21 protein-coding genes and 1 pseudogene are annotated in these 25062 nt (G+C 72.2%); 5 read left to right on the top strand and 17 right to left on the bottom strand.

The window, feature by feature from the left end:
* Positions 1-67 precede the first annotated feature (67 nt).
* Together ACWEBX_RS04770 and ACWEBX_RS04765 are read left to right on the top strand one after the other, a co-directional pair.
* Positions 68-742, top strand: a complete 675-nt coding sequence (locus tag ACWEBX_RS04770; RefSeq protein WP_451883467.1) for a DUF5995 family protein — start codon at positions 68-70, stop codon at positions 740-742.
* Positions 743-834: 92 nt separating this feature from the next.
* Entirely contained in the window at positions 835-1764 is a 930-nt protein-coding gene (locus ACWEBX_RS04765; RefSeq protein ID WP_451883466.1) for an LLM class F420-dependent oxidoreductase, read from the top strand.
* A gap of 34 nt (positions 1765-1798) precedes the next feature.
* On the opposite strand, the gene ACWEBX_RS04760 is transcribed toward ACWEBX_RS04765, so the two are convergent.
* The 10 genes from ACWEBX_RS04760 to ACWEBX_RS04715 all read right to left on the bottom strand — a co-directional run bounded on the left by ACWEBX_RS04760 (position 1799) and on the right by ACWEBX_RS04715 (position 13546).
* Positions 1799-3493, bottom strand: coding sequence for a flavin monoamine oxidase family protein (locus ACWEBX_RS04760; protein WP_451883465.1), 1695 nt, complete (start codon positions 3491-3493; stop codon positions 1799-1801).
* 76 nt (positions 3494-3569) lie between these two features.
* Positions 3570-4376 (bottom strand): carbon-nitrogen hydrolase family protein, encoded by an 807-nt coding sequence (locus ACWEBX_RS04755; protein ID WP_451883464.1) that lies wholly within the window; start codon positions 4374-4376, stop codon positions 3570-3572.
* A 200-nt stretch (positions 4377-4576) separates the two neighbouring features.
* Positions 4577-4957, bottom strand: coding sequence for a DUF742 domain-containing protein (locus tag ACWEBX_RS04750; RefSeq protein WP_451883463.1), 381 nt, complete (start codon positions 4955-4957; stop codon positions 4577-4579).
* Between the two features lie 33 nt (positions 4958-4990).
* Positions 4991-5494 (bottom strand): roadblock/LC7 domain-containing protein, encoded by a 504-nt coding sequence (locus ACWEBX_RS04745; RefSeq protein ID WP_451883462.1) that lies wholly within the window; start codon positions 5492-5494, stop codon positions 4991-4993.
* Complete coding sequence (locus ACWEBX_RS04740; protein WP_451883461.1) at positions 5484-7793, bottom strand: nitrate- and nitrite sensing domain-containing protein; 2310 nt, start codon at positions 7791-7793, stop codon at positions 5484-5486. Before ACWEBX_RS04740 ends, ACWEBX_RS04745 begins: the two co-directional genes overlap by 11 nt.
* A gap of 172 nt (positions 7794-7965) precedes the next feature.
* Positions 7966-9450: an HAD-IA family hydrolase gene (locus ACWEBX_RS04735; protein WP_451883460.1), complete on the bottom strand. Its 1485-nt coding sequence runs from the start codon at positions 9448-9450 to the stop codon at positions 7966-7968.
* 163 nt (positions 9451-9613) lie between these two features.
* Positions 9614-10675, bottom strand: coding sequence for an ABC transporter ATP-binding protein (locus ACWEBX_RS04730; protein ID WP_451883459.1), 1062 nt, complete (start codon positions 10673-10675; stop codon positions 9614-9616).
* A 2-nt stretch (positions 10676-10677) separates the two neighbouring features.
* Positions 10678-11496, bottom strand: coding sequence for an ABC transporter permease (locus ACWEBX_RS04725; protein WP_451883458.1), 819 nt, complete (start codon positions 11494-11496; stop codon positions 10678-10680).
* Positions 11484-12392, bottom strand: a complete 909-nt coding sequence (locus tag ACWEBX_RS04720; protein WP_451883457.1) for an ABC transporter permease — start codon at positions 12390-12392, stop codon at positions 11484-11486. The genes ACWEBX_RS04725 and ACWEBX_RS04720 overlap by 13 nt, the downstream gene beginning before the upstream one ends.
* Positions 12389-13546: an ABC transporter substrate-binding protein gene (locus ACWEBX_RS04715; protein ID WP_451883456.1), complete on the bottom strand. Its 1158-nt coding sequence runs from the start codon at positions 13544-13546 to the stop codon at positions 12389-12391. Before ACWEBX_RS04715 ends, ACWEBX_RS04720 begins: the two co-directional genes overlap by 4 nt.
* Positions 13547-13756: 210 nt before the next feature.
* Between ACWEBX_RS04715 and ACWEBX_RS04710 the strand changes: the two genes are divergently transcribed.
* Positions 13757-14497 (top strand): GntR family transcriptional regulator, encoded by a 741-nt coding sequence (locus ACWEBX_RS04710; protein WP_451883455.1) that lies wholly within the window; start codon positions 13757-13759, stop codon positions 14495-14497.
* Here the strand turns inward: ACWEBX_RS04710 and ACWEBX_RS04705 are convergent, their stop codons facing one another.
* The 6 genes from ACWEBX_RS04705 to rpe all read right to left on the bottom strand — a co-directional run bounded on the left by ACWEBX_RS04705 (position 14498) and on the right by rpe (position 20667).
* The gene (locus ACWEBX_RS04705) at positions 14498-14950 is read right to left on the bottom strand and encodes an Lrp/AsnC family transcriptional regulator (protein WP_015661832.1); all 453 of its coding nucleotides are present in this window, start codon (positions 14948-14950) and stop codon (positions 14498-14500) included.
* A gap of 55 nt (positions 14951-15005) precedes the next feature.
* Positions 15006-16487: an amino acid permease gene (locus tag ACWEBX_RS04700; RefSeq protein WP_451883454.1), complete on the bottom strand. Its 1482-nt coding sequence runs from the start codon at positions 16485-16487 to the stop codon at positions 15006-15008.
* Between the two features lie 318 nt (positions 16488-16805).
* Positions 16806-18248 (bottom strand): GuaB1 family IMP dehydrogenase-related protein, encoded by a 1443-nt coding sequence (locus tag ACWEBX_RS04695; RefSeq protein ID WP_451883529.1) that lies wholly within the window; start codon positions 18246-18248, stop codon positions 16806-16808.
* 107 nt (positions 18249-18355) lie between these two features.
* Positions 18356-18733 carry a barstar family protein gene (locus ACWEBX_RS04690; RefSeq protein WP_451883453.1) on the bottom strand — a complete coding sequence of 126 codons (378 nt, stop codon included), beginning with the start codon at positions 18731-18733 and terminating at the stop codon, positions 18356-18358.
* Between the two features lie 125 nt (positions 18734-18858).
* A complete protein-coding gene (locus ACWEBX_RS04685; RefSeq protein ID WP_451883452.1) occupies positions 18859-19902 on the bottom strand; it encodes a sugar-binding transcriptional regulator in 1044 nt (347 codons plus the stop codon).
* A 78-nt stretch (positions 19903-19980) separates the two neighbouring features.
* Positions 19981-20667, bottom strand: a complete 687-nt coding sequence (gene rpe / locus ACWEBX_RS04680) for a ribulose-phosphate 3-epimerase (RefSeq protein WP_451883451.1) — start codon at positions 20665-20667, stop codon at positions 19981-19983.
* A gap of 134 nt (positions 20668-20801) precedes the next feature.
* Between rpe and ACWEBX_RS04675 the strand changes: the two genes are divergently transcribed.
* On the top strand, positions 20802-23048 hold the full coding sequence (locus ACWEBX_RS04675; protein WP_451883450.1) for an MMPL family transporter: 2247 nt from the start codon (positions 20802-20804) through the stop codon (positions 23046-23048).
* A gap of 117 nt (positions 23049-23165) precedes the next feature.
* On the opposite strand, the gene ACWEBX_RS04670 is transcribed toward ACWEBX_RS04675, so the two are convergent.
* On the bottom strand, positions 23166-24599 hold the full coding sequence (locus ACWEBX_RS04670) for an RsmB/NOP family class I SAM-dependent RNA methyltransferase (RefSeq protein WP_451883449.1): 1434 nt from the start codon (positions 24597-24599) through the stop codon (positions 23166-23168).
* Between the two features lie 365 nt (positions 24600-24964).
* Between ACWEBX_RS04670 and ACWEBX_RS04665 the strand changes: the two are divergent.
* Positions 24965-25062, top strand: a pseudogene (locus ACWEBX_RS04665) (histidine kinase); the annotation flags it as partial.

Below are 25062 nucleotides of genomic sequence, written 5' to 3'. Positions count from 1 at the left end.
CCCCCGTTCTGGGGAAGTCGTCGGCCCGGCGGCACGCGGGCCACCCTAGGACTGGGACGCTGCCCTCATGGCGCAGTCGGCACAGTTCACCACTTCTGTTGACATGGTCGTCGCCCGTATGCGCGCCCTGGACGCGACGCTTCCCGAGCGCGACGGCCTCGCGGTCTTCAACCGCGTCTACCTCACGGTCACCGAGGAGTTCGACCGTCGTCTGGACGCCGGGGTGTTCCCCGACCGACGGGCCGCGGCGGCGCTGGACGTGCGGTTCGCGGAGCGCTATCTGGCGGTGGCCGAGGAGGGCCGGGCGCCCGCCTGCTGGCGACCGCTGCTGCGCTTCCGCCGTCATCCGGGGGTACGGCCCCTGCAGTTCGCGCTCGCGGGCATCAACGCGCACATCGGGCACGATCTCGCGCTCGCCGTGGTGGACGCCTGTCGTACGCTCGGCTGCGAACCGGCCGACCTGGAGGACGAGTTCGACAGCGTGGGCGATCTCCTCGTCTCGCTGGAGGAACGCATCCGCGAAGAGCTGATGCCGGGACCCGACCTGCTCCAGATCGCCGATCCGCTCACCCATCTGCTCGGCTCCTGGAGTCTGGAGCGGGCCCGCGAGGCCACCTGGGCGGCGGCGCGGACCCTGTGGGCGCTGCGCGGACTGCCCGACCTGGCCGAGGAGTTCGGCGACCGCCTCGACGCGGCGGTGGGCCTGGCCGGCCGGATGCTGCTCACTCCCCTGCCCGGCTGATCCGGCCACGCGCCGTCGTCCCCGCCGGAACAACCGGACGCTCACTGTACGTTGACATTCCGGCACACCCGGATGCGAAGGAGTACACCTGTATGACGACGCGACTCGGCCTCACCCTCCCGCAGATGAAGCACTACGACCTCGGACGGGACGTGCCCGGCGTGGCACGCGCCGCGGAGGCGATCGGGTTCGACAGCCTGTGGGTCTTCGAGCGGGCCCTGTTCCCGGACCCGCCGACCCAGGGGCTGTACGGCGTGGAAGGACTGGCCTGGCCGGACTCCTACCGCGGTGTCGCCGACCCCCTGGTGACCCTGGCCCTCGCGGCCGCGGTCACCGAGCGCGTCGAGCTCGGCACCAGTGTCCTGGTCGCGCCGCTGCACACCCCCTTCCAGCTCGCCAAGGCCCTCGCCACACTCGACGCGGCCAGCGGCGGGCGGGTCGTGGCGGGCCTCGGCACGGGCTGGTCCCTCGACGAGTACGCGGCCGCCTCCGCGCGGCCCTTCGAGGAGCGCGGCGACGCCCTGGACGAGGTGATCGGGGTGTGCCGGGCGGTGTGGGGCCCCGACCCCGTGGTCTACGACGGCACCCTCACCAGGATCGCCCCGGCCGTGGTCGGCCCCAAGCCGGCCCGGCCGATCCCGATCCTGCTCGCCGCCAACACGGGCAGGGCGCGGCGCCGGCTCGTCGACCACGCGGACGGGTGGATGCCGATCGGCATGGGCGTCGAGCAACTGGCCTCGCAGTGGCGCCGGTTGCGGGACCTGGCCGAGGAGCGCGGGCGCACCCGGCCGCTGCGGACCGTGCTGCGCACCAACCCCCGCTACACGCCCAAACCGTACGCGGGCGACGACCGGCGGCCCTTCCAGGGTGACGTCGGTCAGATCGTGGCGGACCTGGTCGCCCACGCCGAGGTCGGCCTCGACGAGATCTTCCTCGATCTGCAGAGCGAGGTCCGGGACGCCGAGGAGCTGAAGGACGTGGCGGCCGAGGTGTACGAAGCGGCGCGGGCGGCCGGGGTGTGAACCGGCCGCCCGCGCCGCGGGGTCAGGAAAGGACTCAGTCCTCGGGCAGCTCCACCGGCGCGATCTCGTCGTAGACGTCGCCGGGCCCGGGGTTGGTCGGGTCGGTCGTCCCGCCGAGCTGGTGCATGACGCCCCAGACCGCGTTCAGCGCGGTCTGGACGGCGCCCTCGGCCCAGCCGGCCGTCCAGGAGATGTCGTCGCCCGCGAGGAAGATGCCCCGCTTGTCCTCGGGCAGCGTGTCCTGCATGAAGTGCGTGAACAGGCGGCGCTGGTAGCGGTAGTGACCCGGCAGGTTGGCCTTGAACGCGCCCATGAAGTAGGGCTCGTTCTCCCAGGACACGGTCACCGGGTTGCCGATGATGTGCTTGCGGATGTCGACCTTCGGATAGATCTCGCCGAGCGACTTCAGCATGACCTCCATCCGCTCGCTCGCGGACAGCGGCAGCCACTTCAGGCTGTCGTCGCACCACGTGTACGAGAGGCAGATGACGGCGGGCTTGTCCGGGCCGTCGTCGAGGAGGTAGGTACCGCGCGTCATCCGGTCGGTGAGCGTCATCGACATGACGTCACGGCCGGTCTCCTCGTCCTTGTCCAGCCAGAACGGCCGGTCCACGGGCACGAAGAGCTTGCTCGACTCCATGTAGTGCGTGCGCTCGATCGCCGTCCAGTGGTCGATCGGGAAGAGCGAGTCGTCGCAGGCGACCTTGGAGAGCAGCATCCAGGACTGGGCGGTGAAGATCGCCGCCTTGTAGGTGCGGATGTCGCCGCCTGCGTCCGTCACGGTGATGCCGTTGCCCGCGGTGCGGTTCAGCCGGGTGACGGCCGGGCGCGGCGCGCCGTCGTGCAGGGTCGACAGCGAGGTGCCGTACGCCCAGTGGACGATCTTCTCCGGCTCGCGCTCCCACAGGCGCAGCGGAAGCTGCTGGGAGCCGCCGACGATGCCGCGGTGGTGGTCGTCGGCCTCGGTGTAGACGACCCGCAGGATCTCCAGGATGGAGTTCGGGAAGTCGGTGTCCCAGCCGCCGGTGCCGAAGCCGACCTGGCCGAAGATCTCACGGTGGCGGAAGGACTTGAAGGACTCCGAGTCGCACAGGAAGCCGTAGAAGGTCTGGTTGTCGAGCTTCTCGACGAGCTTCGACCAGATCTCCCGGATGCGCGGGACGTCGCGCTCCCGCATGGCCTGGTTCATGTCGGAGAAGTCGGCGCCGTCCTCCAGACAGGCGTTCCACGCGTTCATGACGTCGCGGTAGACCTGCGGGAGGTCGTCGACGGAGGTCGCGTAGTGCGACTCGCCCTTGAGGTCGACGACCGTCGAGGGCGTCGACTCGGCGAGCGGGTTGGGGAACGGAGTCGTCTGCAGGCCGGCCAGGTCGATGTAGTGCTGGAGGGCGGTGGAGGACGGCGGGAAGCGCATCGCGCCCATCTCGGCGGTCAGCGAGGGGTCGCAGCCCTCGAAGCCGACCGTGCGCAGCCGGCCGCCGATCTCGTCGGCCTCGTACACGACGGGCTTGAGGCCCATCTTCATCAGCTCGTACGCGGCCACGATGCCGGACAGCCCGCCGCCGATCACCGCGATCTCGGTGCCGTGCTCGGTCGCGGGTATCTGCCCGAGGCCCGCGGGGTGCGCGAGGAAGTCGTCGTAGGCGTAGGGGAAGTCCGGGCCGAACATGGTGATCGGCGGCTGCTGCACGTCGGCGTGCTGGACGGCGTTGGGCACGGTGGACGTCATGGGGTACGGACTCCTTGCGCGAAAGCTGGTGAGGGGAGGGCTTGTCGGACCGGCCGGGGGCGGGCCGGGCGGAAGATCAGACGAGGGACCCGTAGAGGCCGGGGCGGCGGTCCTTCAGATACGGGTTCGTCTCGCGGGAGTCGGCCAGGAGAACCGGGTCGGCGTCGGCCACGACCAGTTCCTCGCCCCGGCCCGCGCGGACCCGGGCGATGCCGTCGGGGCCGGCCAGGGTGGACAGGCCGACGAACTCGAACTCCCCTTCCGGACCCGTGCGGTTGACGTAGGCGACGTACATCTGGTTCTCGAAGGCGCGCACCGGGACGACGGACTCGGCGACGAACTGGAACGGGTGCATCTGCGCGGTCGGCACGAGCAGCAGGTCGGTGCCGGCGAGGGCGTGCGCGCGGACGTTCTCCGGGAACTCGACGTCGTAGCAGATCATGAGGCCGACCAGCAGGCCGTCCAGTTCCGCCTGGACGACGGACTGCTCGCCGGGCGTGAAGTGCTCGTGCTCGAAGCAGCCGAAGAGGTGGGTCTTGCGGTAGTTCGCGAGCCGGGCGCCGTCCGCGGAGATGAGCTGCACGGAGTTGAAGACGGCCGCTCCGCCGTCCGTCCCGGGGGCCTCGCGCTCGGGGTAGCCGTAGGCGACGGCGACGGCGTGGCGGGCGGCGATCTCGGCGACCGCGTCGGCGGAGTCGCCGTCGGCGGGCTCGGCGAGACGTGCGATGTCGTCGCCGATGGCGTAGCCGGTCAGGAACATCTCCGACGTCACGATCAGCCCGGCGCCCGCGGCGGCGGCACGGCCCGCGGCCTCGTCGAGGACCTTGAGGTTCTCGACGACCGAGCCGGGGCGGCCGGAGCTCTGGAGCAGGGCTGTGCGCATGCGGGTTCTCCACCGGTACGAGGGGGTTCGGGGGGCCAGTTAGACGGTACGGTCGGCCGGCTCGGGGGGACAAGAAGGACCTGTTGCGCGCCACTGAACGATTCGTTGCGTGCCCCCGGCCCCCGGCGGCGATTCGTTGCGCGCCCCGCCGCGCCCCCTGCGGTCAAGTCCCGAACGTCCCGAACCCCGGGAGACGCAGGTCACAGGTCGCGCAGGCGCTCCACGATCTCCCGCAGCAGTTCCGGGTCCGCCGCGGGCGCGCCGTCCGGCGGACGGTAGGGCTCCTCGATGCTCAGCAGACCGGCCTCGGCCAGGTCGCCGAGCAGGACGCGTACGACGGTCAGCGGCAGGTCGGCGTCCGCGGCGAGCTCGACGACCGGCCGGGGGCCGCGGCGTGCCAGGTCGAGGAGCGCGGCCGCCGCGTGGTCGACGCCGGGCTGCCCGGCGCCCGTCTCCAGGACCGTGACCCGCGACATCAGATCGATGACGTGCCGGTCCGAGGGCCGGGTCCGGCCCCCGGTGACGGTGTAGGGCCGCACCATCGGCCCGGTCTCGTCCTCGTACCAGTGCTCGTCGGTCACGGCTCGTACCAGTGCTCGTCGGTCACGGCCGGATCAGCGGCCCGCGGGGTCGGCCGCCGAACGTACGGCCGCGGCCATGTGGCGGCCGACGCGGCGGACGAGCAGTTCCATCTCGTGGGCGAGCTGTCCGACGTCCGTCTGCACCTCGCTGAGCACGGCGAGCCGGCTCCCCTCACCCGCCGGGGTGATGAAGAGGTAGGCGTCGTCGAGCATCACCATGGTCTGGCGGACCCCGCCCGCGGCGAAGCGGTCGCCCACCGAGCGGGCGAGGCTGTGGAAGCCCGAGCAGACCGCGGCGAGGTGTTCGATGTCCCGTCGGCGCATACCGTCGGAGCAGCTCAGCGGAAGGCCGTCGGCGGTGAGCAGCACGGCCTGGCGGACGTGGTCGGTCCTGGCCACGAGATCGTCGAGCAGCCACCCGAGATCGGTACCGGGCCGGTCGTCGGCGTCCACGGCCCCAGGGACGCCGCCCGCCGGATCCGCGTGCCGGGCCGCCGCGGTCCGGGCGGGCTGCTCTGGGAGCTGGTCAGGGCGCATCGTCGGCGTCCGTCCCTTCCTCGGTGTCTGTTCGCTGCGCGGGGCCGGACGGCCCGGCGCCGGGCTCGCCGGTCCCCGGCCGGGTGGGCAGGCCCTGGCGGCCTCGGTCGAGGCCGCGCTGGAAGGCTCCGAAGACCGCGCGCATCTCCTCCGGCGTGATCTCGCGTTCCGGTGTCCCGTCGGCCACCGGTGCCGCGGTGCGCAGCTCCGGGGCGAGGGACCGCTGACGGACCCGGGTGGGCAGCCCGGGCTGTTCCGGAGCCGGGTCCTCCGGCGGTGCGGAGCCCGCCTCCCGCTCCTCGGACGCCTTGCGCTGCGCCGGGAGCACCGCGGTGGCGGTGCGCGTGGGAAGCGCCGCCGGAGCCGTGTCCGGCGACGGATGAGCGGTGTCCACGGACGCGAGCACGGTCTCCGGGAGCAGCACCACGGCCGTCGTACCGCCGTACGGGGAACGGCACAGCGTGACCTTGATGCCGTGTCGTGCGGCGAGGCGGCCCACCACGTACAGCCCGAGCCGGTCGTGCCGGGTCGGGTCGAAGTCCTCCGGCGTGGTGAGGGTGCGGTGGGCCTCGTCGATCTGGTCGGGCGCGAGGCCGAGGCCCCGGTCGTCGATCTCCAGGACGAACCCGCTCTCGGCCCGTCCGGTGCGCAGGGTGACCTGGGTGCGGGGCGGTGAGAACACCGTGGCGTTCTCGACGAGTTCGGCGATCAGGTGCACGACGTCGGCGACGGCGTCCGCCGCGACGCCCACCTCGGGCATCGGGGGGACCACGACACGGGTGTACTGCTCGATCTCGCTGACCGCGGAGGACACCACCTCGGCGACGGGCACCGGCCGTCGCCAACGGCGGCCCGGGGCCGAGCCGGAGAGGATGATGAGGCTTTCCGCGTGGCGCCGCATGCGGGTGGTGAGGTGATCGATCCGGAACAGGTCGTCCAGGACGTCGGGGTCGTCGGTCCGGCGTTCCAGCGTGTCGACGAGCTTGAGCTGGCGGTGCACGAGTGCCTGGTTGCGGCGGGCGATGTTCAGGAGGACCGCGAACAGCCCGCGGCGCAGGGTGGCCTGCTTGACGGCGGCCTCGACGGCGGCGAGCCGGGCGGTGTTGAAGGACCGGCCGACCTGGCCGATCTCGTCGGCCACCGCCTCGACGTCCGCCAGCGGCGGCGCCTCGGCCGCCGCGTCGACCTCCTCACCGGCGCCCAGCCGCTCCATGACCTGCGGCAGTTGCCGGTTGGTCAGCAGGTCGGCGGCGTCGCGCAGCGACTCCAGGCGGCGTGAGATGCGCCGGGCTCCGCGCACCGCGAGCCAGAGGGACAGGGCGACGGCGGCCAGTCCCAGCACGCCGACGATCGCGGCCTTGGTGAGCTCCCGGTAGGCGAACGCCTTTCCGCGAGCGGCGGAGTTGAGCGCGGACTGGGTGCACAGCCGCATGTACCGCTTGACGGCACGGTCGGTGGTGGTGCGCCAGGAGCCGGCCGCGACGGCCTCGCCGGCCCGCCCGGCGCCCGCCCGCAGCAGGGCGTCCTCGTCCCGGGTCAGCTCCTGGTGGAGGTCGTCGCGCTGGAAGGTCTCGAAGAGGTCTCGCGAGTCGGCCGGCAGGTCGGGCACATAGGTCTGCTCGAAGACCCGGCGGTCCTCGATGGTCGCGGTGAGCGTGTCGTACTGGCGGTCGGTGAGCGTGCCGGCGGCCCGTGCCCCGGCGACGAGCGCGTCCTCGCGCGACACGAACTCCCGTACCCGCACCAGTTCGACGACGACCTGCGCCTCGCGGGCGAGCTGTCCCGCCTGGAGCGCGGTGAGCGCGGACTCGACGTCGAAGGTCGGTTCGACCAGGGCGCTGTATTCGGCCACGGCCCGGTCCCAGGTGACGCGGTGCGCCAGCACCCGGCCGCGCAGCCCCTCCAGGCGGTCGACGGAACCGAGCATGGTGTCGAGCGCCCGCCGCTGATCGCCGGAGAGCAGGCTCCGGTCCCCGTCGCGGACCGCCGCGCGCAGGGCGGTCACGGCGCGGTCGGTGCGGCGTTCCTGGGCCAGCAGGTCGACGCCCGGCCGCGTCCCGTGCCGCGAGCCCAGGTACGCGGCGGCGAGACGCCGTTCGATCTGGATCTGGCCGACCGCCGTGTCGACCGGGGTGCCGAAGCCGTCGTAGACGTCCTGGAGGCGGACGAGCGCGCGCAGTTCGCCGGTGACCGACACCATGGCGAAACTCCACAGTGTCATCAGGGCGATCACCGGAGCGATCGACAGAGCCACGATCCGCGAACGGACCGTGGGCGTACGGCCGATGGGCCAGCGCATGGTCTCCCCAGGGCGACAGGACGGTCGGGTGGCCGGGTGACGTGTGGTGACCCATGTGTTACTCGCGGGTAGCGGGCGCGGCTCAAACTAGTCGATGTTGAGCCCGGACCGCAATGGTCCGGACTGACTGAGCGTTCAATGCGCGCTGCACGCCGTCACCGGATCCCTCCCGTCAGGCGCCCCTGGGCACGGCGAACACGGTGACGACCGCCGCGTGGTCGGAGGGCCAGTCGTTGCCCGCCACGTCCGGCCAGGCCCGCGGGTTTCCGGCGACCAGCGTGCGGGAGTCGAGGACGGTCAGGCCCCGGTGCAGGACGAAGTCGATCCGGTCCTGCGGTTCCGGGCGCCCGCTGCCGTCCTCGTGCTCGGTGTGGACGGGCGACCAGGTGTGTCCCGGGTCCCGGGCCGGGTCGGGGTGGGCCTCCCGGTAGGAGTCGCGCAGGCCCGCCTCCTCGGTGGCCCGTGTCACCGGCCAGGCGACGTCCGGCCAGTCCAGGTGCGAGGGCACGTTGAAGTCGCCGGTCAGGACGACCGGCACGGACGCGTCACCGGTGTCGGCGATCCGCCGCAGGATCTCCCGCATCCGGGCGAGCCGGCCGCTCTCGTGCGCGATCAGTCCGGCCGCCGGAAGACCGTCGAAGCGGGCCTCGTAGGGGCCGTAGGGGGCGCAGTCGAGGTGGACGCTCCAGACGTCCACCCGCTGCCCGCCGTCCAGTTCGATCCGGACTCCGGCTCCCCCGTAGAAGCCGACGTCCGGGTCGCCGAGCGCGGCGGTGACCGGGTGGCGGCTGATGATGCCGAGGTTGTCGCCGGCCCGGTGGTGGTACCAGCCCAGGGCTTCGGCGAGTTCCCGCGCCGCGTCCCCGTACGTCTCCTGGAGGCCGACCACGTCCGCCCCGGTCTCCGTGATGACCTTGAGCTGCTTCTCGCGGTACCCGTCGACCTCGGTGCCGCCGAGCCAGAGGTTCCAGCTCATCACCCGCAGCTCGCCCGGGGCGACCATGGCCCGCAGCCGGGCCGGGGAGACCTCCTCCAGGCTGCCGAGCACGGTGCGGCCCGCGGCGGGCGCGATCGGCGCGAGGGAGGGCACCGCGAGGACGGCACAGCCCGCCGACTCGGCCGAGGTGACGCCGGTCTGGGTGTCCTCGACGGCGACACAGGCGGCGGGGTCGACCCCGAGGGCGCGGCAGGCGGCGAGGTAGGGATCGGGGGCGGGCTTGGTGCGCCCGGTGTCGTCGGCGGTGACGGAGACGGCGAAGCGTCCGGCGCCGAGCGCCTCCAGGACGGTGTCGGCGACCGCCCGCGGGGAGGCGGTCACCAGAGCCGTGGGCACGCGCTCACGGGCGAGCGCGTCGAGCAGTTCCCGCGCCCCGGGGCGCGGCACGATGCCCGTACGGACCCGGTCCGCGAACTGCCGGTGCAGTTCGGCCACGGTCTCCTCCCCCGGTGCGCCGGTGACCCCGGCCAGCCACGCGGCGGTGTGCTCGACGGGCCGTCCGAGGACGTGCGGCTGATCGGCCCCCGTCAGGGCGTACCCGAGCCCGCCGGCCACCTCCTCCACCGCCTCCCACCAGAGCCGCTCGGTGTCCACGAGCGTGCCGTCCATGTCGAACAGAACGGCCTGGAGGGAAGGCCGGGCGGTGGTGCGGTGAGTCACGGTGGTCTCTTTCTGCAGGTTCAGCCCCTCCGGCGTTCGAGGAGCGGGGTCCGGGGCGGAGCCCCGGGTACGGGACGGGTAGGGGCGGAGGGGGCGATGGCCGCTAGTGGGGCCTGGGGCCGCCAACGGACACCCGCGGTGGGGAGTCGGCGGCGGACGTCGCTCAACTCGGACGCGCGGCGACCAGGACCGGGCGGTCCGGGAGGGTGACCGTCACGGCGGCGCCCGACGTGAGCGTCGTGGCCTCGTGCGTGGGCAGGTCGGCCTTGACCTCGGTGCCGTCGGCGAGCAGTACGGTCACCCGGGTCGCCGCGCCGAGGAACGCGGTGGCGACGACCCGGGCGTCGCCCGAGGCGTCGGCGCTCACCCGGACCGCCTCCGGCCGCACCAGCACATCCACGGTCCCCGGGGCGGGCGCGTCCCCGTCCACCGGCAGCCTCCGGCCGAGGACGTCGACCCCGTCGCCGCCGAGAGTGCCGGGAATCCGGCTCATCGTGCCCACGAACTCGGCGACGAAGGCGGTGGCGGGACGCCCGTACAACTCGGCGGGCGAAGCGCACTGCTCCAGCCGTCCGGCCCGCATCACCGCCACCCGGTCCGCCATGGACAACGCCTCTTCCTGGTCGTGGGTCACGAACAGGGTGGTGATGCCGAGTTCGAGCTGGAGCCGGCGGATCTCCTCGCGCAGCGACAGCCGCACCTTGGCGTCCAGCGCCGACAGCGGCTCGTCGAGCAGCAGGACGCGGGGCCGCAGGGCGAGCGCGCGGGCCAGCGCGACCCGCTGCTGCTGGCCGCCGGAGAGCTGGTGCGGGAACCGCTCGCCCTTGTCCCCAAGGCCCACGAGATCGAGCAACTCGGCCGAGCGGGAACGCCGTTCGGCCGTACGCACCTTGCGCATCCGCAGCCCGAAGGCCACGTTGTCCAGAGCGCTCAGATGCGGGAAGAGGCTGTACGACTGGAAGACCATCCCGGCGTCACGGCGGTGCGCCGGCACCCGGGTGATGTCCTCGCCGTCGACCAGCACCTCGCCGGAGTCGGGGTGTTCGAAGCCGGCGAGCATGCGCAGCGCGGTGGTCTTGCCGCAGCCGGAGGGACCGAGCAGGGCGAGCAGTTCACCGGGCCGGACGGTGAGGTCGAGTCCGTCGAGAGCGACGGTCGGACCGAACTCCCGCCTGAGTCCGCGGAATTCGACGGTGGCGGCCTTGTCGAGCGTGGCGACGGTCATGTTCATCCCCGGGAGGCGGAAGCGGTACGGGAGCGGCCGCCGAGGACGGCGAGCGCGAGAAGGAGTGCCCAGGTGAGAAACAGGCTGAGCACGGAGACGGCGACGGACATCTGGGCCTGCGAGCCGCCGACGCTGTAGATCCACACGGCGAAGGGCTGGTAGCCGAGCAGGCTGGCGACCGTGAACTCACCGAGCACCAGGGCCAGGGTGAGGAAGGAGGCGTTGAGCAGCGCGCCGCGCAGATTGGGCAGCACCGCCCGCACGAGCGCCTGCGGCATGCTCGCCCCGCAACTCCGGGCGGCCTCGACGAGGGTGCGCACGTCGACGGCGCGCAGTCCCGCGTCCAGGGCCCGGTAGACGAACGGCAGCGCCATCACGACGTACGCGAGGACGAGGACGAGGGGGAAGCCCGGGTCCTGGATCGCCACGAAGGTCTGGAACAGCGGGGTGCGCGAGAGGTGTTCGGGCCCCCACTTGAGGACGGTGGAGATGCCGGCGACGAACGCGATCGGCGGCACGACGAGCGGCAGTGAGCACACCACCTCGACGACGGGCCGCAGCCGGGGCGAGCCGAGCCGCAGCGCGACCGTGGCGGGCACCATCAGGAGCAGCACCACGGCGATGGTCGCGGCGGCGAGTTCCAGCGAGAGCAGCAGGCTGGAGACGAAGCCGTCGGCGGACACGATCTGGGTGTAGGCGTCGAGGCTGACGCCCTGTCCCGGCACGTCGACCGTGAAGATCACGGACGCGGCCAGGGGCACCAGGAAGTACAGCGCGGCGAGGGCGAGGACCACCCAGCGCCAGAGGTTCAGGCGAGCCATCGCGCGCTCCGTCGTTGCAGGGGCAGGTACACGGCCATGACCAGGCCCGCGATGAGGACCATGTCGAGGCTGAGGGCGAGCGCCACGTTCTCCTGGCCGACCAGCACGTTGCCGGAGATGGCGTCGGCGATCTGCAGGGTGACCAGTGGCACCGCGCTGCCCACCATGGCGGCGGCCGTGGCGTACGCGGCGAAGGCGCTGCCGAAGAGGAGCACGAGCCCGCCGAGGAGCGAGGGCGCGAGGACGGGCAGGGCCACATGCCGCCAGTACTGCGCCGAGGTCGCGCCGTTGTTCCGCGCCGCCTCGCGCCACTGGGAGCGCAGGCCGTCGAGGGCGGGCGTGATGGTGAGGACCATGAGCGGGATCAGGAAGTACAGGTAGACGACCACCAGGCCCCAGAAGCTGTAGAGGTTCCAGCCATGTTCCCCGAGGTGCAAACGGCTCGTGAGCACACCGGAGTTGCCGAGGGTGGCGACGAAGGCGAAGGCCAGCGGGACACCGCCGAAGTTGGCGAGGACGCCGGAGGCGGTGAGCACGGCCTCGCGCAGCGCGCGGAAGCGGGAGGTCACCACGGCCTGCGCGAGCAACAGTCCGAGGACGGTCGCGAGTCCGGCGGAGACGGCGGACAGCTTGACGCTGCCCACGAGCGCGGTCAGGTAGGCGCCCTGGAACGAGCCGGTCAGGTTGGCCGTGGTGTACGAAGTGGCGCCGGTGACCTGGTCCTTGACGGTGAAGGCGCCGTTCAGCATGGCGAGCGCGGGGACACCGAAGGAGATCGCCACGAAGGCGAGCAGCGGGAGGACGGCGAGCGGGCCGGTGGCGCGGCGGCGCCGCCGCTGCCCGTGGGCAGCGGCGGGCGCCACGTCGGCCGGGGCCTCGGTGAGAGCGGTGGTCATCCGGAGACGGCCTTGCCCCAGCCCTGGGCGAGCACGGTCTTGGCCTTGCTCTGCTGGGCCTCGGTCGGGAAGCTCGGGGTGCCCGAGACCGCGGGAAGCCTGTCGGCGGCGGTCTTGTCGAGGGTGCCGGCCTTCTCCATGGCGGTCATCAGGGCCGGGCGGGCGTATCCCTTGAGCCACAGGTTCTGGCCCTCGGCGCTGTAGAGGTACTCCTGCCACAGGCGGGCGGCAGCCGGGTGCGGGGCGTCCTTGTTGATGGCCTGGGAGTAGTACTGGGAGAACTGGCCGTCGCCGGGGACCGACACCTTCCAGTCGAGGCCCTTGGCCTTGAACTCGTCGGCGTATCCGGCGTTCAGGTAGTCCCAGTCGATGCTGATGGGCGTCTCGCCCTTCTCGACGGTGGCCGGGGTCGACTCGACGGGCGTGTAGTTGCCGTTCTTCTTGAGCTCGGCGAAGAAGTCGAGGCCGGGCTGGATGTCGTCGAAGGAGCCGCCGTTCGCGAGCGCGGCCGCGTACACGCCGCCGAACGCCGAACCGGACTTGGTGGGGTTGCCGTTGAGCGCGACCTGGCCCTTGTACCGCGGCTCGAGCAGGTCCTTGAAGGTCGTGGGGCACTCCTTGACCTTCTTGGCGTCGCAGCCGATGGAGATGTAGCCGCCGTAGTCGTTGAACCAGCGGCCCGCGGTGTCCTTCTGGCCCTCGGGGAGGTCGCCGAAGGCGGCCACCTTGTAGGGGGCGAGCAGACCCTGCTGGGCCGCGCTCAGCGCGAAGGAGCTGCCGAGGTCGAGGACGTCGGGGGCGCGGTCCTGGCCCTTGCGCGAGGTGACGGCGTTGATCTCGTCCTGGCTGGAGCCGTCGGGGCTCTCGACCTGGATCTTGATGCCGTACTTCTTGGTGAAGCCGTCGATGAGAGCGCCGTAGTTGGCCCAGTCGCGGGGAAGGGCGATCGCGTGCAGCGTGCCTTCCTTCTTCGCGGCCTTGGCGAGGGCGTCGAGACCGCCGAAGTCCGCGGCGGAGGTCGCGGTGGCCGCGCTCTTGCCGTCGGCGGTGGTCGCCTTGTCGTCGGGAGCGGCGCCGCAGGCGCTCAGGGTGAGCGCGGCGGCGACGGCGAGGCCGCCGGTGAGGAGGGCGGTCCTCGGCAGGAACACGGTCACGGTCTCTCCAGGGTGACGCACGAGGGTGGGATGAGCGGAGAACTTGTCTGAACAAGTTGGCCTCAGTAGGCCCGCCGATGGTGTCTTGTTCGTGAACGTCGGTGAAACCACAACCCCCTATTCCCTGCACAATTCCAGCCGGCACGGAGCACCGTCCGATGTCGATTAGGCTGATCAGGCTGTGCACAGCGGTTGAACCAGAGGGGAAGAATGACGGCGCGACACGAGGAGATCGCCGAGGAGCTGCGGCGGGCGATCGACCGCGAGGAGTACACCGTGGGCAGCCTGCTGCCGGCGGAGACGGACCTCGCGGCCCACTACGGCGTCTCGCGCGGCACGGTCCGCCAGGCCGTCGCGGCCCTGACCGCCGAGGGGCTCATCGGGTCCCGCCAGGGGGCCCGGCGCGTGGTCCTCGCCGGCCGTCGCAGCCAGAGCTTCGCCGAACTGCGCAGCTTCGCCCAGTGGGCGCGGGCCATGGGGCGCGAGGCGACCGGCCACGTGATGGCGCAGGAGTACCGCCCGGCGACGGCGGAGGACGCCGTACGCCTCCAACTCCAGGAAGGGACAACGGTGTTGCACGTGCTGCGGGTCCGTGGCCTGGACGGCGAACCGGTGCTGCTGGAGCGCACGGTGTACGCGGACTGGATCTCCCCCGCCGTCGCGGCGATCGAACCCGACTGCCCCTCCGTCACCCAGCGGCTCCTGGAGGACACCGGTCTGGTCTTCGCGTACGGCGAGCACGTCATCGACGCCGTAGCGGCGAGCGCCCAGGACGCCGACCTCCTCGGCGTCCGCCGCACCAGCCCCCTGCTGCGTGTCCGCCGGGTCACCACCACGCGCGAGGGCCGCCCGGTGGAATGGTCCGACGACCGCTACCGCTCGGACGCGGTGAGCTTCAGCGTCCACAACTCGATCGGCAACAACGCCTTGGCGAGGAAGACGGCGGACTGACTACGTGGGCGACCCCGAGGAGAACCTCCGCAGGAGCGGCGACAGCACCAGAACGGACTTCGTCCGTTCCACGAACGGCTCCCCCGCGATCCGTTCGAGCACCCGCTCGAAGTGCCGCATGTCGGAGGCGAACACCTGGACCACCGCGTCCGCCTCCCCGGTGACGGTGGAGGCGGCCACGACCTCCTGATACCGCTCCAGACCCCGCTGGATGGTCTCGGGAGAGGTGTTCCGGCGGCAGTAGATCTCGACGAACCCCTCCGTCTCCCAGCCGAGCGCCGCCGGGTCCACCCGTACGGTGAACCCGGTGATGGCCCCGGTGGCCCGCAGCCGGTCGACCCGCCGCTTCACGGCGGGCGCGGACAGGCCGACCAGTTGTCCGATGTCCGCGTAGGAGCGGCGGGCGTCCTCGGCGAGGGCGTGCACGATGCGTTCGTCGAGATCGTTCAGCACTGCGGGTGGTTCACTTTTCTGCGAGGGGTTCCTGCGAGGGTTCCTGCGACGGGTTCTACGGCTGCTCGGCGACGGCTTCCGCGGTCGCCATCCGGGACTTGCGGTAGCCGTAACTGAAGTAGAACACGAGCCCGACGGCCATCCAGACGCCGAAGACCACCCAGGTGACGGCCGAGAGGCTGGCCATCATCCACACGCACAGCAGGAAGCCGATCGCGGGCAGCACCGGCACGAGCGGAACCCGGAAAGTACGGCGCATGGCCGGGCGCGTCCGGCGCAGCACCACGACGGCGACGTTGACCAGTGCGAACGCGAACAGCGTGCCGATGCTGGTGGCGTCGGCGAGCTGGCCGAGCGGGATCGCGGCGGCGAGGACACCGCAGAACAGCGAGACGATGACCGTGTTGGCGCGGGGCGTGCCGGTCTTCGGGTGGACCCGGGCGAACACCTTGGGCACCAGCCCGTCCCGGGCCATCGCGAACAGGATGCGGGTCTGGCCGTAGAGCACGGTCAGCACGACACTGGCGATGGCGATGACGGCGCAGGCCGCCAGCAGCGTGCCCCAGAAGGTCTGCCCGGTGACGTCCTTCATGATCTCGGCGAGCGCGGCCTCCGAGTCGCCGAACTGCCGCCAGGGCTTCGCTCCGACGGCGACGGCCGCGACGAGGACGTACAGCGCGGTCACGATGACCAGCGAGAGCATGATCGCGCGCGGCAGGTCGCGCTGCGGGTCCTTGGCCTCCTCGCCGGCGGTGGAGGCGGCGTCGAAGCCGATGTAGGAGAAGAACAGGGTGGCACCGGCGGCGCTGACGCCCGCCATGCCGAGCGGCATGAAGTGCTCGTAGTTGCCTGAGCGCAGGCCCTGGACGCCGATCGCGCAGAACAGCACCAGCGCGGCGATCTTCACGGCCACCATGATGGTGTTGGCGCGCGCCGACTCGCGGGCTCCGCCGAGCAGGAACGCCATCGCGAGCAGGACGACGATCAGCGCGGGCAGGTTGAAGAGGCCGCCGTCACCGGGCGGCGCGGAGAGCGCGTCCGGAATGGTGACGCCGATGGTGCCGTCGAGCAGCTCGTTCAGGTACTCGCCCCAGCCGACCGCGACGGCCGCGACCGAGACGCCGTACTCCAGGACCAGACACCAGCCGCAGATCCAGGCGATCAGCTCGCCCATCGTCGCGTAGGTGTACGAGTACGAGGATCCGGCGACCGGGATGGTGCCGGCGAGCTCCGCGTAGGAGAGGGCGGAGAAGAGCGCGGTGAGGCCGGCGATCACGAAGGACACCGTGACCGCGGGTCCGGCCTTGGGGACGGCCTCGCCGAGGACCACGAAGATGCCGGTGCCGAGCGTGGCACCGATGCTGATCATGGTGAGCTGCCACAGGCCGAGGGAGCGCCGCAGCGAGCCGCCCTCGCCGTGTCCGCCCTCCTGCACCAGGCGTTCCACCGGCTTCCGGCGCATGAGACGCGCGCCGAAACCCGCGGCGGACGGGGCGGACGTGGGTGGGGACTGCGGGGGTGCGCCTTGATCGAGCACGCGTTGGCTCCTTCGTCGCTGCCGGTCGAAGAGGACGGGAACCGGCGGCACCCCTGACAGCCGGGACCCGCCGAGCGGGGTCCCCGCCACGCCTGTGTACAGCGCTCGACCCTATGAGTTCGGGCTTCACGGGCGTAATGCAGCAACCTTGCGCATCTCCGCAAGATCGTTGCGTTCATCCCATCCCGGCGCGTGTTCGTTGCGCGGGCCTTTCGGATGGTTGCGCGAGGCGACTTCCGGCCTGCCGGGGGAGCCCTCCCACGCGTACGGCCCCCGCTCCCGGCAGGGGAACAGGGGCCGTACGGGAAGGGCGGAGGATCAGCTCCAGCTCGCGTGCAGCGGCTTGCCCTCGGCGTAGCCGGCGGCGCTCTGGATGCCCACGATCGCGTTCTGCGCGAACTCCTCAAGGGAGTTGGCGCCCGCGTAGGTGCAGGAGGAACGGACGCCCGCGATGATCGAGTCGATCAGGTCCTCGACGCCCGGTCGGGACGGGTCGAGGAACATCCGCGAGGTGGAGATGCCCTCCTCGAACAGCGCCTTGCGGGCCCGGTCGTACGCGGACTCCTCGCTGGTGCGGTTCTTGACGGCCCGCGCGGACGCCATGCCGAACGACTCCTTGTACAGGCGTCCACTGGCGTCCTGGTGAAGGTCGCCCGGGGACTCGTACGTGCCGGCGAACCACGAGCCGACCATGACGTTGGACGCGCCGGCGGCCAGCGCCATCGCGACGTCGCGGGGGTGACGGACACCGCCGTCGGCCCACACGTGCTTGCCGTACTTCTTCGCCTCGGCGGCGCACTCCAGGACGGCGGAGAACTGCGGCCGGCCGACGCCGGTCATCATGCGGGTGGTGCACATGGCGCCGGGGCCCACGCCGACCTTGATGATGTCGGCGCCCGCGTCGATCAGGTCCTTGACGCCCTCGGCGGCGACGATGTTGCCCGCGACGATCGGCACCTTCGGGTCCAGCGCGCGCACGGTCCTGACGGCACTGATCATCGACTCCTGGTGGCCGTGCGCCGTGTCGATGACGAGCGTGTCGACGCCCGCGTCCAGAAGCTGCTTGGCCTTGCCCTCCACGTCGCCGTTGATGCCGACGGCGGCGGCGATGCGCAGCCTGCCGTTCGCGTCGGTGGCCGGCGAGTACAGCGTGGCGCGCAGGGCACCCTTGCGGGTCAGGATGCCGGCCAGCTTGCCGTCCGCGTCCACGGCGGGGGCGTAGCGGCGGTTGGCGGCGTCGAGCCGGTTGAACGCCTCACGCGGCTCGATGTCCGCGTCGAGGAGCAGCAGGTCCTTGGACATGACCTCGGAGAGCTGGCTGAAGCGGTCCACGCCGGTGAGGTCGGCGTCGGTCACGACACCGACGGGGCGGCCGTCCTCGTCGACGACGACGCCCGCGTTGTGCGCGCGCTTGGGCAGCAGCGCCAGCGCGTCGGCGACGGTCTGGTGGGGTGCGAGGACGATCGGGGTGTCGAGCACCAGGTGGCGTCCCTTGACCCAGGAGACGACCTCGGTGATGACGTCGATCGGAATGTCCTGCGGAATGACGACAAGGCCACCGCGGCGGGCGACGGTCTCGGCCATCCGGCGGCCGGCGATCGCCGTCATGTTGGCGACGACGAGCGGGATGGTGGTGCCGGTCCCGTCCGGAGAGGCGAGGTCCACTGCCTGACGCGAGCCGACGGCCGAGCGGCTGGGCACCATGAAGACGTCGTCGTACGTCAGGTCGTACGGGGGCTGGATGTCGTTGAGGAAACGCACGTGCTGCACATCCCAGTCGATCAGAGGTGGCCCCCGGACAGGTCAGCCAGGGGGAAGAGCACGTACTTCATTGTCCCATGCCGGCCGGTACGAGGTCCCCAGGCGGATCATCCAGGCTGGTCAGAGGGCAGTTGGTCGGATCCTCCAAGGGAGAGGACGACCGAGAGCGCCGCGTCGGCGGCCTGGTAGTAACCGGAAGCCGTCGCCAGCACCGCCTGTGCGGTCTCCCACTCCTCGGGCCGTGCCCGCGCGTAGGGGCGCCAGCCGGTCACCACGATGAGTCTGCCCGGACTGGCCGGTCCCCAGTCGGGGTCGCCCAGGAGGTCGCCGAGGGCGTCCCAGTTCCGCCCGAACCACTCCGGAAGGTCGAGGGCGCGGACACAGCGCGCCATGAAGGCGCCCTTGTCGAGCACCCCGGTGAGGTCGAGTTCGGTGACCTGCCACCCGGCCGAACGGCACACCACCGCGAGCGGACCGTGGGTCATCTCAGTACCGCCTTCAACGAGTTGTCGTGGTCGCCGGGCCCGGGAACGCGCGAGGGGACGGGCGTGGCGGCATGATGTCGATGCTGCCACGGCCGTCCCCTCGCGGCGCGCGCTGGGTGCCGTCGTCAGGACCCGTCCGGGTCCGCCCGGTTCAGTGCCGGACGCGGGGCCGGGCCCGCCGTCATCAGCGCGTCCGCGGCCGCGGTGTCCGTGACCAGGCTGGTGACCAGCCCGGACCGCAGCACCGCGTCGATGGCGGCCGCCTTGCGGTGTCCGCCCGCTATGGCGACGACCTCGGGGATGCGGCGCAGCCGGTCGGCCTCGACCGTGATGCAGCGTTCGCCCAGGTCACGCCCGACCCGGCGGCCCTCGGCGTCGAAGAGGTGCGCGGACATCTCGGCGGCGACCCCGAGCGAGGCGTAGTGCGCGCGCTCCTCGTCGCTGAGCATGTCGTGCACCGTGGAGATGCCGGGCTCCCAGGAGCCGATGGAGACGCAGGCGACCGTCACCTTGTCGAAGTACTCGAAGGCGCGGGCGATCCCCGTCTGGTTGCGCAGCGCCGCCGCGGTGGCCGCGTCGGGCAGGAGCATCGGCGCGTAGATGGGGTGGGCGTCTCCGCCGGACACCTGCGCGGCACGGCGGACGGCCTCGACGGAGCCGCGTTCGGCGGTCCCGGCGTCGTACACACCCGTCAGCTGCACCACGGTGCACGGCGCGAGCCTGTCCAGCGCCGCCGCCATGTGGATGGTGGAGCGGCCCCAGGCGAGGCCGAGCACATCGCCCTCGTTGACGAGCTCGCCGAGCAGGTCGGCGGCCACCTCACCGAGGTTCTCCGGGTCGGGCGACTCCTCGGCCTCGGCCGGGGACTCGACGACGACGGCGTGCCGCAGGCCGTAGCGGGCACGCAGCGCGTCCGAGCGCTCCGCGTCGAGCTCGGCGGGGACGCGGATCTCGATCCTCACGAGATCCCGTTCGAGAGCGGTCTCCAGGACCCGGGCCACCTTGAAGCGGCTGACGCCGAACTCCTCGGCGATCTGGATCTTGGACTTGCCCTCGAGGTAGAAGCGGCGGGCCATGGCCGCCGCCTGGACCAGCTCAGCGGGTCCCATCCGCATGGCTGACCGGCCCGCCGACATACCCGACACGGCGTTCTCCTCACTTGTGTTCACACTCTGGATTCGCCGTTCATCCTTGCAGATCCGGCGCACTTGATCCGCCCTGATGGGCGGCGTTCACGTTTCCTTGGCTCAGTGGTCGCACGCCCAGGACGCACGGGCCGTCGTCTCCTCCGCCTGGGTGCGCAGTGCACGCACCGCCTGGGCGGGGTCCGCCGCCCCGTACACCGCCGAACCGGCGACGAACACGTCGGCGCCCGCCTCCGCGCACCGCTCGATGGTCGAGGCCGAGACACCGCCGTCGACCTGGAGCCACAGTTCCAGGCCGTGCTTGCTGATCAACTCGCGCGTGCGGCGGATCTTGGGGAGCATGATGTCAAGAAAAGCCTGGCCCCCGAATCCGGGCTCGACGGTCATGATCAGCAGCATGTCGAGCTCGGGCAGCAGATCCTCGTACGGCTCGATGGGGGTCGCGGGCTTGAGCGCCATGGAGGCGCGGGCCCCCTTGGCCCGGATCTCCCGGGCGAGCCGGACGGGCGCGGCGGCCGCCTCCACATGGAAGGTGACGGAGCCGACACCGGCTTCCACGTACTGGGGCGCCCACCGATCGGCGTCCTCGATCATCAGATGGCAGTCCAGCGGAGTGTCCGTCGCACGGGCCAAAGACTCTACGACCGGTACCCCGAGGGTGAGGTTCGGTACGAAATGGTTGTCCATGACGTCGACATGGAGCCAGTCCGCGCCTTCGACCGCCCTTGCCTCCTCGGCAAGACGGGCGAAGTCGGCGGACAGGATGCTGGGGTTGATCTGCGCGGCCATGCCCCAAGACTGCCATGCCCCGGGCCCGTTGCCCGCCTCGGTCCGGACCTGGATCGGCCGGCGGCTGCCGTACGGCGGTCCGCCGTGCCATCCTGGACGGCCCAGCGACGCTGCGTCCGGTCTCGGGGGTGGGCATGAAGCGGCTCGACGTCTGGAAGCACGCGGCCATTAAAGGCGTGTGCGGACGGCGCTCCAAGTGGCTGGTCCTGGGCCTGTGGCTCCTGATCCTCCTCTTCGTGGCACCCCTCGGAACGAAGCTCAGCGACGCCCAGGACAACGACGCCCAGTCCTGGCTGCCGGGCTCGGCCGAATCCACCCAGGTCCTCGACATCTCGAAGGAGTTCAGGCCGGAGCAGATCCCCGCGGTCGTCGTCTACGCGCGCCCGGACGGGCTGACGGCGCAGGACCGGCGGCAGATCGCCGAGGACGTCCGGCAGCTCAAGACGCTTGACGAGCACGGCATCCGCGGCACGGAGACCCGCGGGCCGGTCTTCGACCGGCAGCCGGACCCCCGCGCGGCGCAGGTGTACGTCCCGATCACGATGGACGCGGCGGGCTGGCAGCGGATCTCCCCCGCCGTCGACTCCATCCGTGACCAGGTCGGCAAGGGCGGCGACGGGCTCTCCGTGCACGTCACCGGGCCCGGCGGTACGGCCGCCGACTCCGCCAAGGCCTTCGAGGGCATCGACTCGACGCTGCTCTATGCCGCGATGACCGTCGTCATCGTGATGCTGCTGATCACCTTCCGCAGCCCGACCCTCCTGTTCGTGCCGCTGCTCGGCGTCGTCGTCGCCCTCTTCACGGCCCAGGCGTTGATCTATCTGCTGGCGAAACACGCCGGTCTGACCGTCAACGGCCAGAGCGCGGGCATTCTCACCGTGCTGGTGTTCGGCGCGGGGACCGACTATGCCCTGCTGCTGGTCGCCCGTTATCGCGAGGAACTGCGCCGCCACGAGGACCGGCACGAGGCGATGGCCCTCGCCATGAACCGGGCCGGTCCCGCCATCCTCGCCTCGGGCGCGACCGTCGTCCTGAGCATGCTGGTGCTGCTGGTCGCCGAGATGAACTCGACGCGGGGTCTCGGGCCGGTCGCGGCGATCGGCGTGGCCGTGGCGCTGCTCGCCATGCTCACGCTCTTCCCCGCCCTGCTGCTCGTCTTCGGCCGCTGGATCTTCTGGCCGGCCGTCCCGCACCTCGGCTCGGCCGATCCGACCAGGAGCGGCGTCTGGGCGCACATGGGCGGGCGGATCGCCCGCCGCCCCCGGACGTTCTGGGTGGCCACGGCGCTGGCCCTCGGGCTGCTGTCCCTCGGCCTCATCCAGCTCCGCGCCGCGGGCATCCCCAACGCCGACCAGTTCACCGGCAAACCGGACTCGATCGTCGGCCAGGAGGTGTCGGCGCGTTACTTCCCCGCGGGCGACGGGGATCCGCTGGTCATCGTGTCCAACACGGCCCAGGGCAGACAGGTCGGCGAGGCCGTGGCGGCGGACCCGGGCGTGGTGACATCGAGCATCGGGGTGCCACCGGGCACCGCGCCCGTGCACGACGGCAGGGTGCTGTTCGAGGCGACCACCCGCGCCCCGGCCGACAGCACGGCGGCGAAGGACACCGTGGAGCGGGTACGCGACGCGGTGCACGCCGTACCGGGTGCCGACGCGAAGGTGGGCGGCGGCTCGGCGGCCCTGCTGGACATGGAGAACGCCCAGACGCACGACAACTACCTGGTCATCCCGCTCGTCCTGCTGGTCGTCCTGCTGGTCCTGAGCGTCCTGCTGCGCGCGCTGGTCGCCCCGCTCCTGCTGATCGGGACCGTGGTGCTGTCGCTGGCGACCGCACTCGGTGTGAGCGCGCTGGCCTTCCGGCACGTCTTCGACTACGCGGGCGAGGACGTGGCCTTCCCGCTGTTCGTCTTCGTGTTCCTGGTGGCGCTCGGCATCGACTACAACATCTTCCTGACCACCCGGATCCGCGAGGAGGCGATCCGTCACGGCACCCGGCAGGGCGTGGTGACGGGCCTGGCCACCACCGGGGCCGTGATCACCTCGGCCGGTCTGGTCCTGGCGGGCACGTTCGCGGCACTGGGCACCCTGCCGATCGTCGGGTTCGCGGAGATCGGTTTCGCGGTCGCGCTCGGCGTGCTCCTGGACACCTTCGTGGTGCGCTCGGTGCTGGTCACCGCACTCTTCCTCGACGTCGGCCCGAAGGTGTGGTGGCCCGCCCGGCTCGCGCACGAGGACGGGGGCTCCCGGGCCGGCAAGGCACCGGGGCCGACCGGGTCCGGGACGTTCGCGGCGTCCCCCGAGCCCGCCGCCGGAGCCCAGGACGTGGGGGACGCCGGGGACGCGGGCGACGCCACGAGACCGGCCCGGCCGCCCGACTGACGGGCCGGGACCGGGGCGGACCCGGACCGGGGCCCGGGCCAGGGCGGGACGGTTGCCGGACCGATCCGGACGACACCCGCCGGGTGTCGGGTCGGCCGGTCCGGCGGAGGCGGCGGGTCAGGCCGTTCGGCGGATCAGAGCCAGGTACATCGCGTCCGTCCCGTGCAGGTGCGGCCAGAGCTGGACGTCGGGGCCGTCCCCGAGCGCCGGTACGCCGGGCAGCAGCGGGCGGGCGTCGAGCAGTTCGGCGGAGCCGTCCTCGAAGTGCTTGAGGACGTCGTCGACGACCGCGCGGGTCTCGGCGAGGTGCGGCGAGCAGGTCGCGTAGCCGACGACACCGCCGACCCGCACCGACGCGAGCGCCGTGCGCAGCAGTCCCCGCTGGAGCGGTCCGAAGCCGTCGAGGTCCTCGGGGCGGCGCCGCCAGCGAGCCTCGGGACGGCGGCGCAGCGCGCCCAGGCCGGTGCAGGGCACGTCCATGAGCACCCGGTCGAACGTGCCGGGCCGCCACGGCGGGCGGGTGCCGTCGGCGGCGATGACCTGGTAGGGGCCCGGGTTCCCGGCGAGTGCCTTGGCCACGAGGCCCGCGCGGTGCGGCTGCTTCTCGGAGGCGAGCAGCGTCGCTCCCCGCTCGGCGGCCAGCCCGGCCAGCATCGCGGCCTTGCCGCCGGGTCCGGCGCAGCCGTCCAGCCAGACCCGGTCGGGCCCGTCGAGCGGCGCGTTCGCCAGGGCGATCGCCACGAGCTGGCTGCCCTCGTCCTGCACGCCCGCGCGGCCCTCCCGTACGGCGTCGATGGCGCCCGGCTCGCCGCCCTCGGTGAGCCGCACGGCGTACGGGGACCAGCGCCCGGGAAGCCCCGAGTCCTCGTCGAGGGCGTCGAGGAGTTCGTCGGCGGTGGAGCGTCCGGGCCGGGCGACGAGCGTCACCTCGGGCCGTTCGTTGTCGGCCTCCAGCAGGTCCTCGATACCGGCCCGGCCGCCGCCCAGCGCGTCCCACAGCGCCGAGACGACCCAGCGCGGGTGCGAGTGCACGACGGCGAGATGGTCCTCGGGGTCCTCGTCGTAGGGCGGCGCGACCTGTTCCAGCCAGGTGTCGAGGTCCTGCCCCGCGACCTTGCGCAGCACGGCGTTCACGAACTTGGCGCGCCCGTCGCCGAGCACCACCCGGGCCAGCTCGACCGAGGCGGAGACGGCCGCGTGCGTCGGGATGCGGGTGCCGAGGAGCTGATGGACGCCGAGGCTGATCACGTCGAGGACCGGCGGGTCGACCTCCCGCAGCGGCCGGTCGACACACGCCGAGATGACGGCGTCGTACGTCCCCTGGCGGCGCAGCGTGCCGTACACCAGCTCGGTGGCGAGCGCGGCGTCCCGTGCGTCGAAGTCGCCCTTCTGCCTCGCCTTGCGCAGCAGCGGCGGAAGGACGAGGTTCGCGTACGCGTCCCGCTCGTCCACGGCCCGCAGCGCCTCGAAGGCGAGCATGCGGACCGGGTCCTTCTGGGGGCGGCGGTAGGGCTTGCCGGTCTTCTGCGGCCGACGGGGCTGCTCAGTCACGAAAAAGGTGCTCCGGATCCAGGAAAAAGGTGCGCCTATCAGCGTACGCCGCGGGACTTGCGGCGCACACGCCCAGCCACGCGACGGAGAACCCGCGCCGGCGCCCCGCGACGAAGAACCCGCGTCTGGGCCCCACGCCGACCCCGCGACGGATGCCCCGCGACGGCCCGGAGGCTGCCGCACGCCCGACGGCCCGCGGCAGCCTCGGACGCGCTCGCCGCGAGCGGCCCCTGCCGGCCCCCACGGCGCCGCCGGAAGGCCGAGCAGCCCGGCGGCGCCCACCAGCAGGCCGACCGGACCCGCGGCGCTCGCAGAAAGGCCGCGGGCAGCCTCGTGGCAGTCGCCGAAGGATCGCGGCAGACCCCGCACACAGCCGTGAACTCCTCGCGGTCTACGAGGACCGCGACCGCATCGCCCGTGACCTGCACGATCTCGTCGTACAGCGCCTCTTCGCGACCGGCAT

Source organism: Streptomyces sp. NPDC005070 (assembly GCF_053600395.1).
Note: the sequence above shows the minus strand (reverse complement) of the source record. Positions and strands in the feature narration are given on the sequence as shown.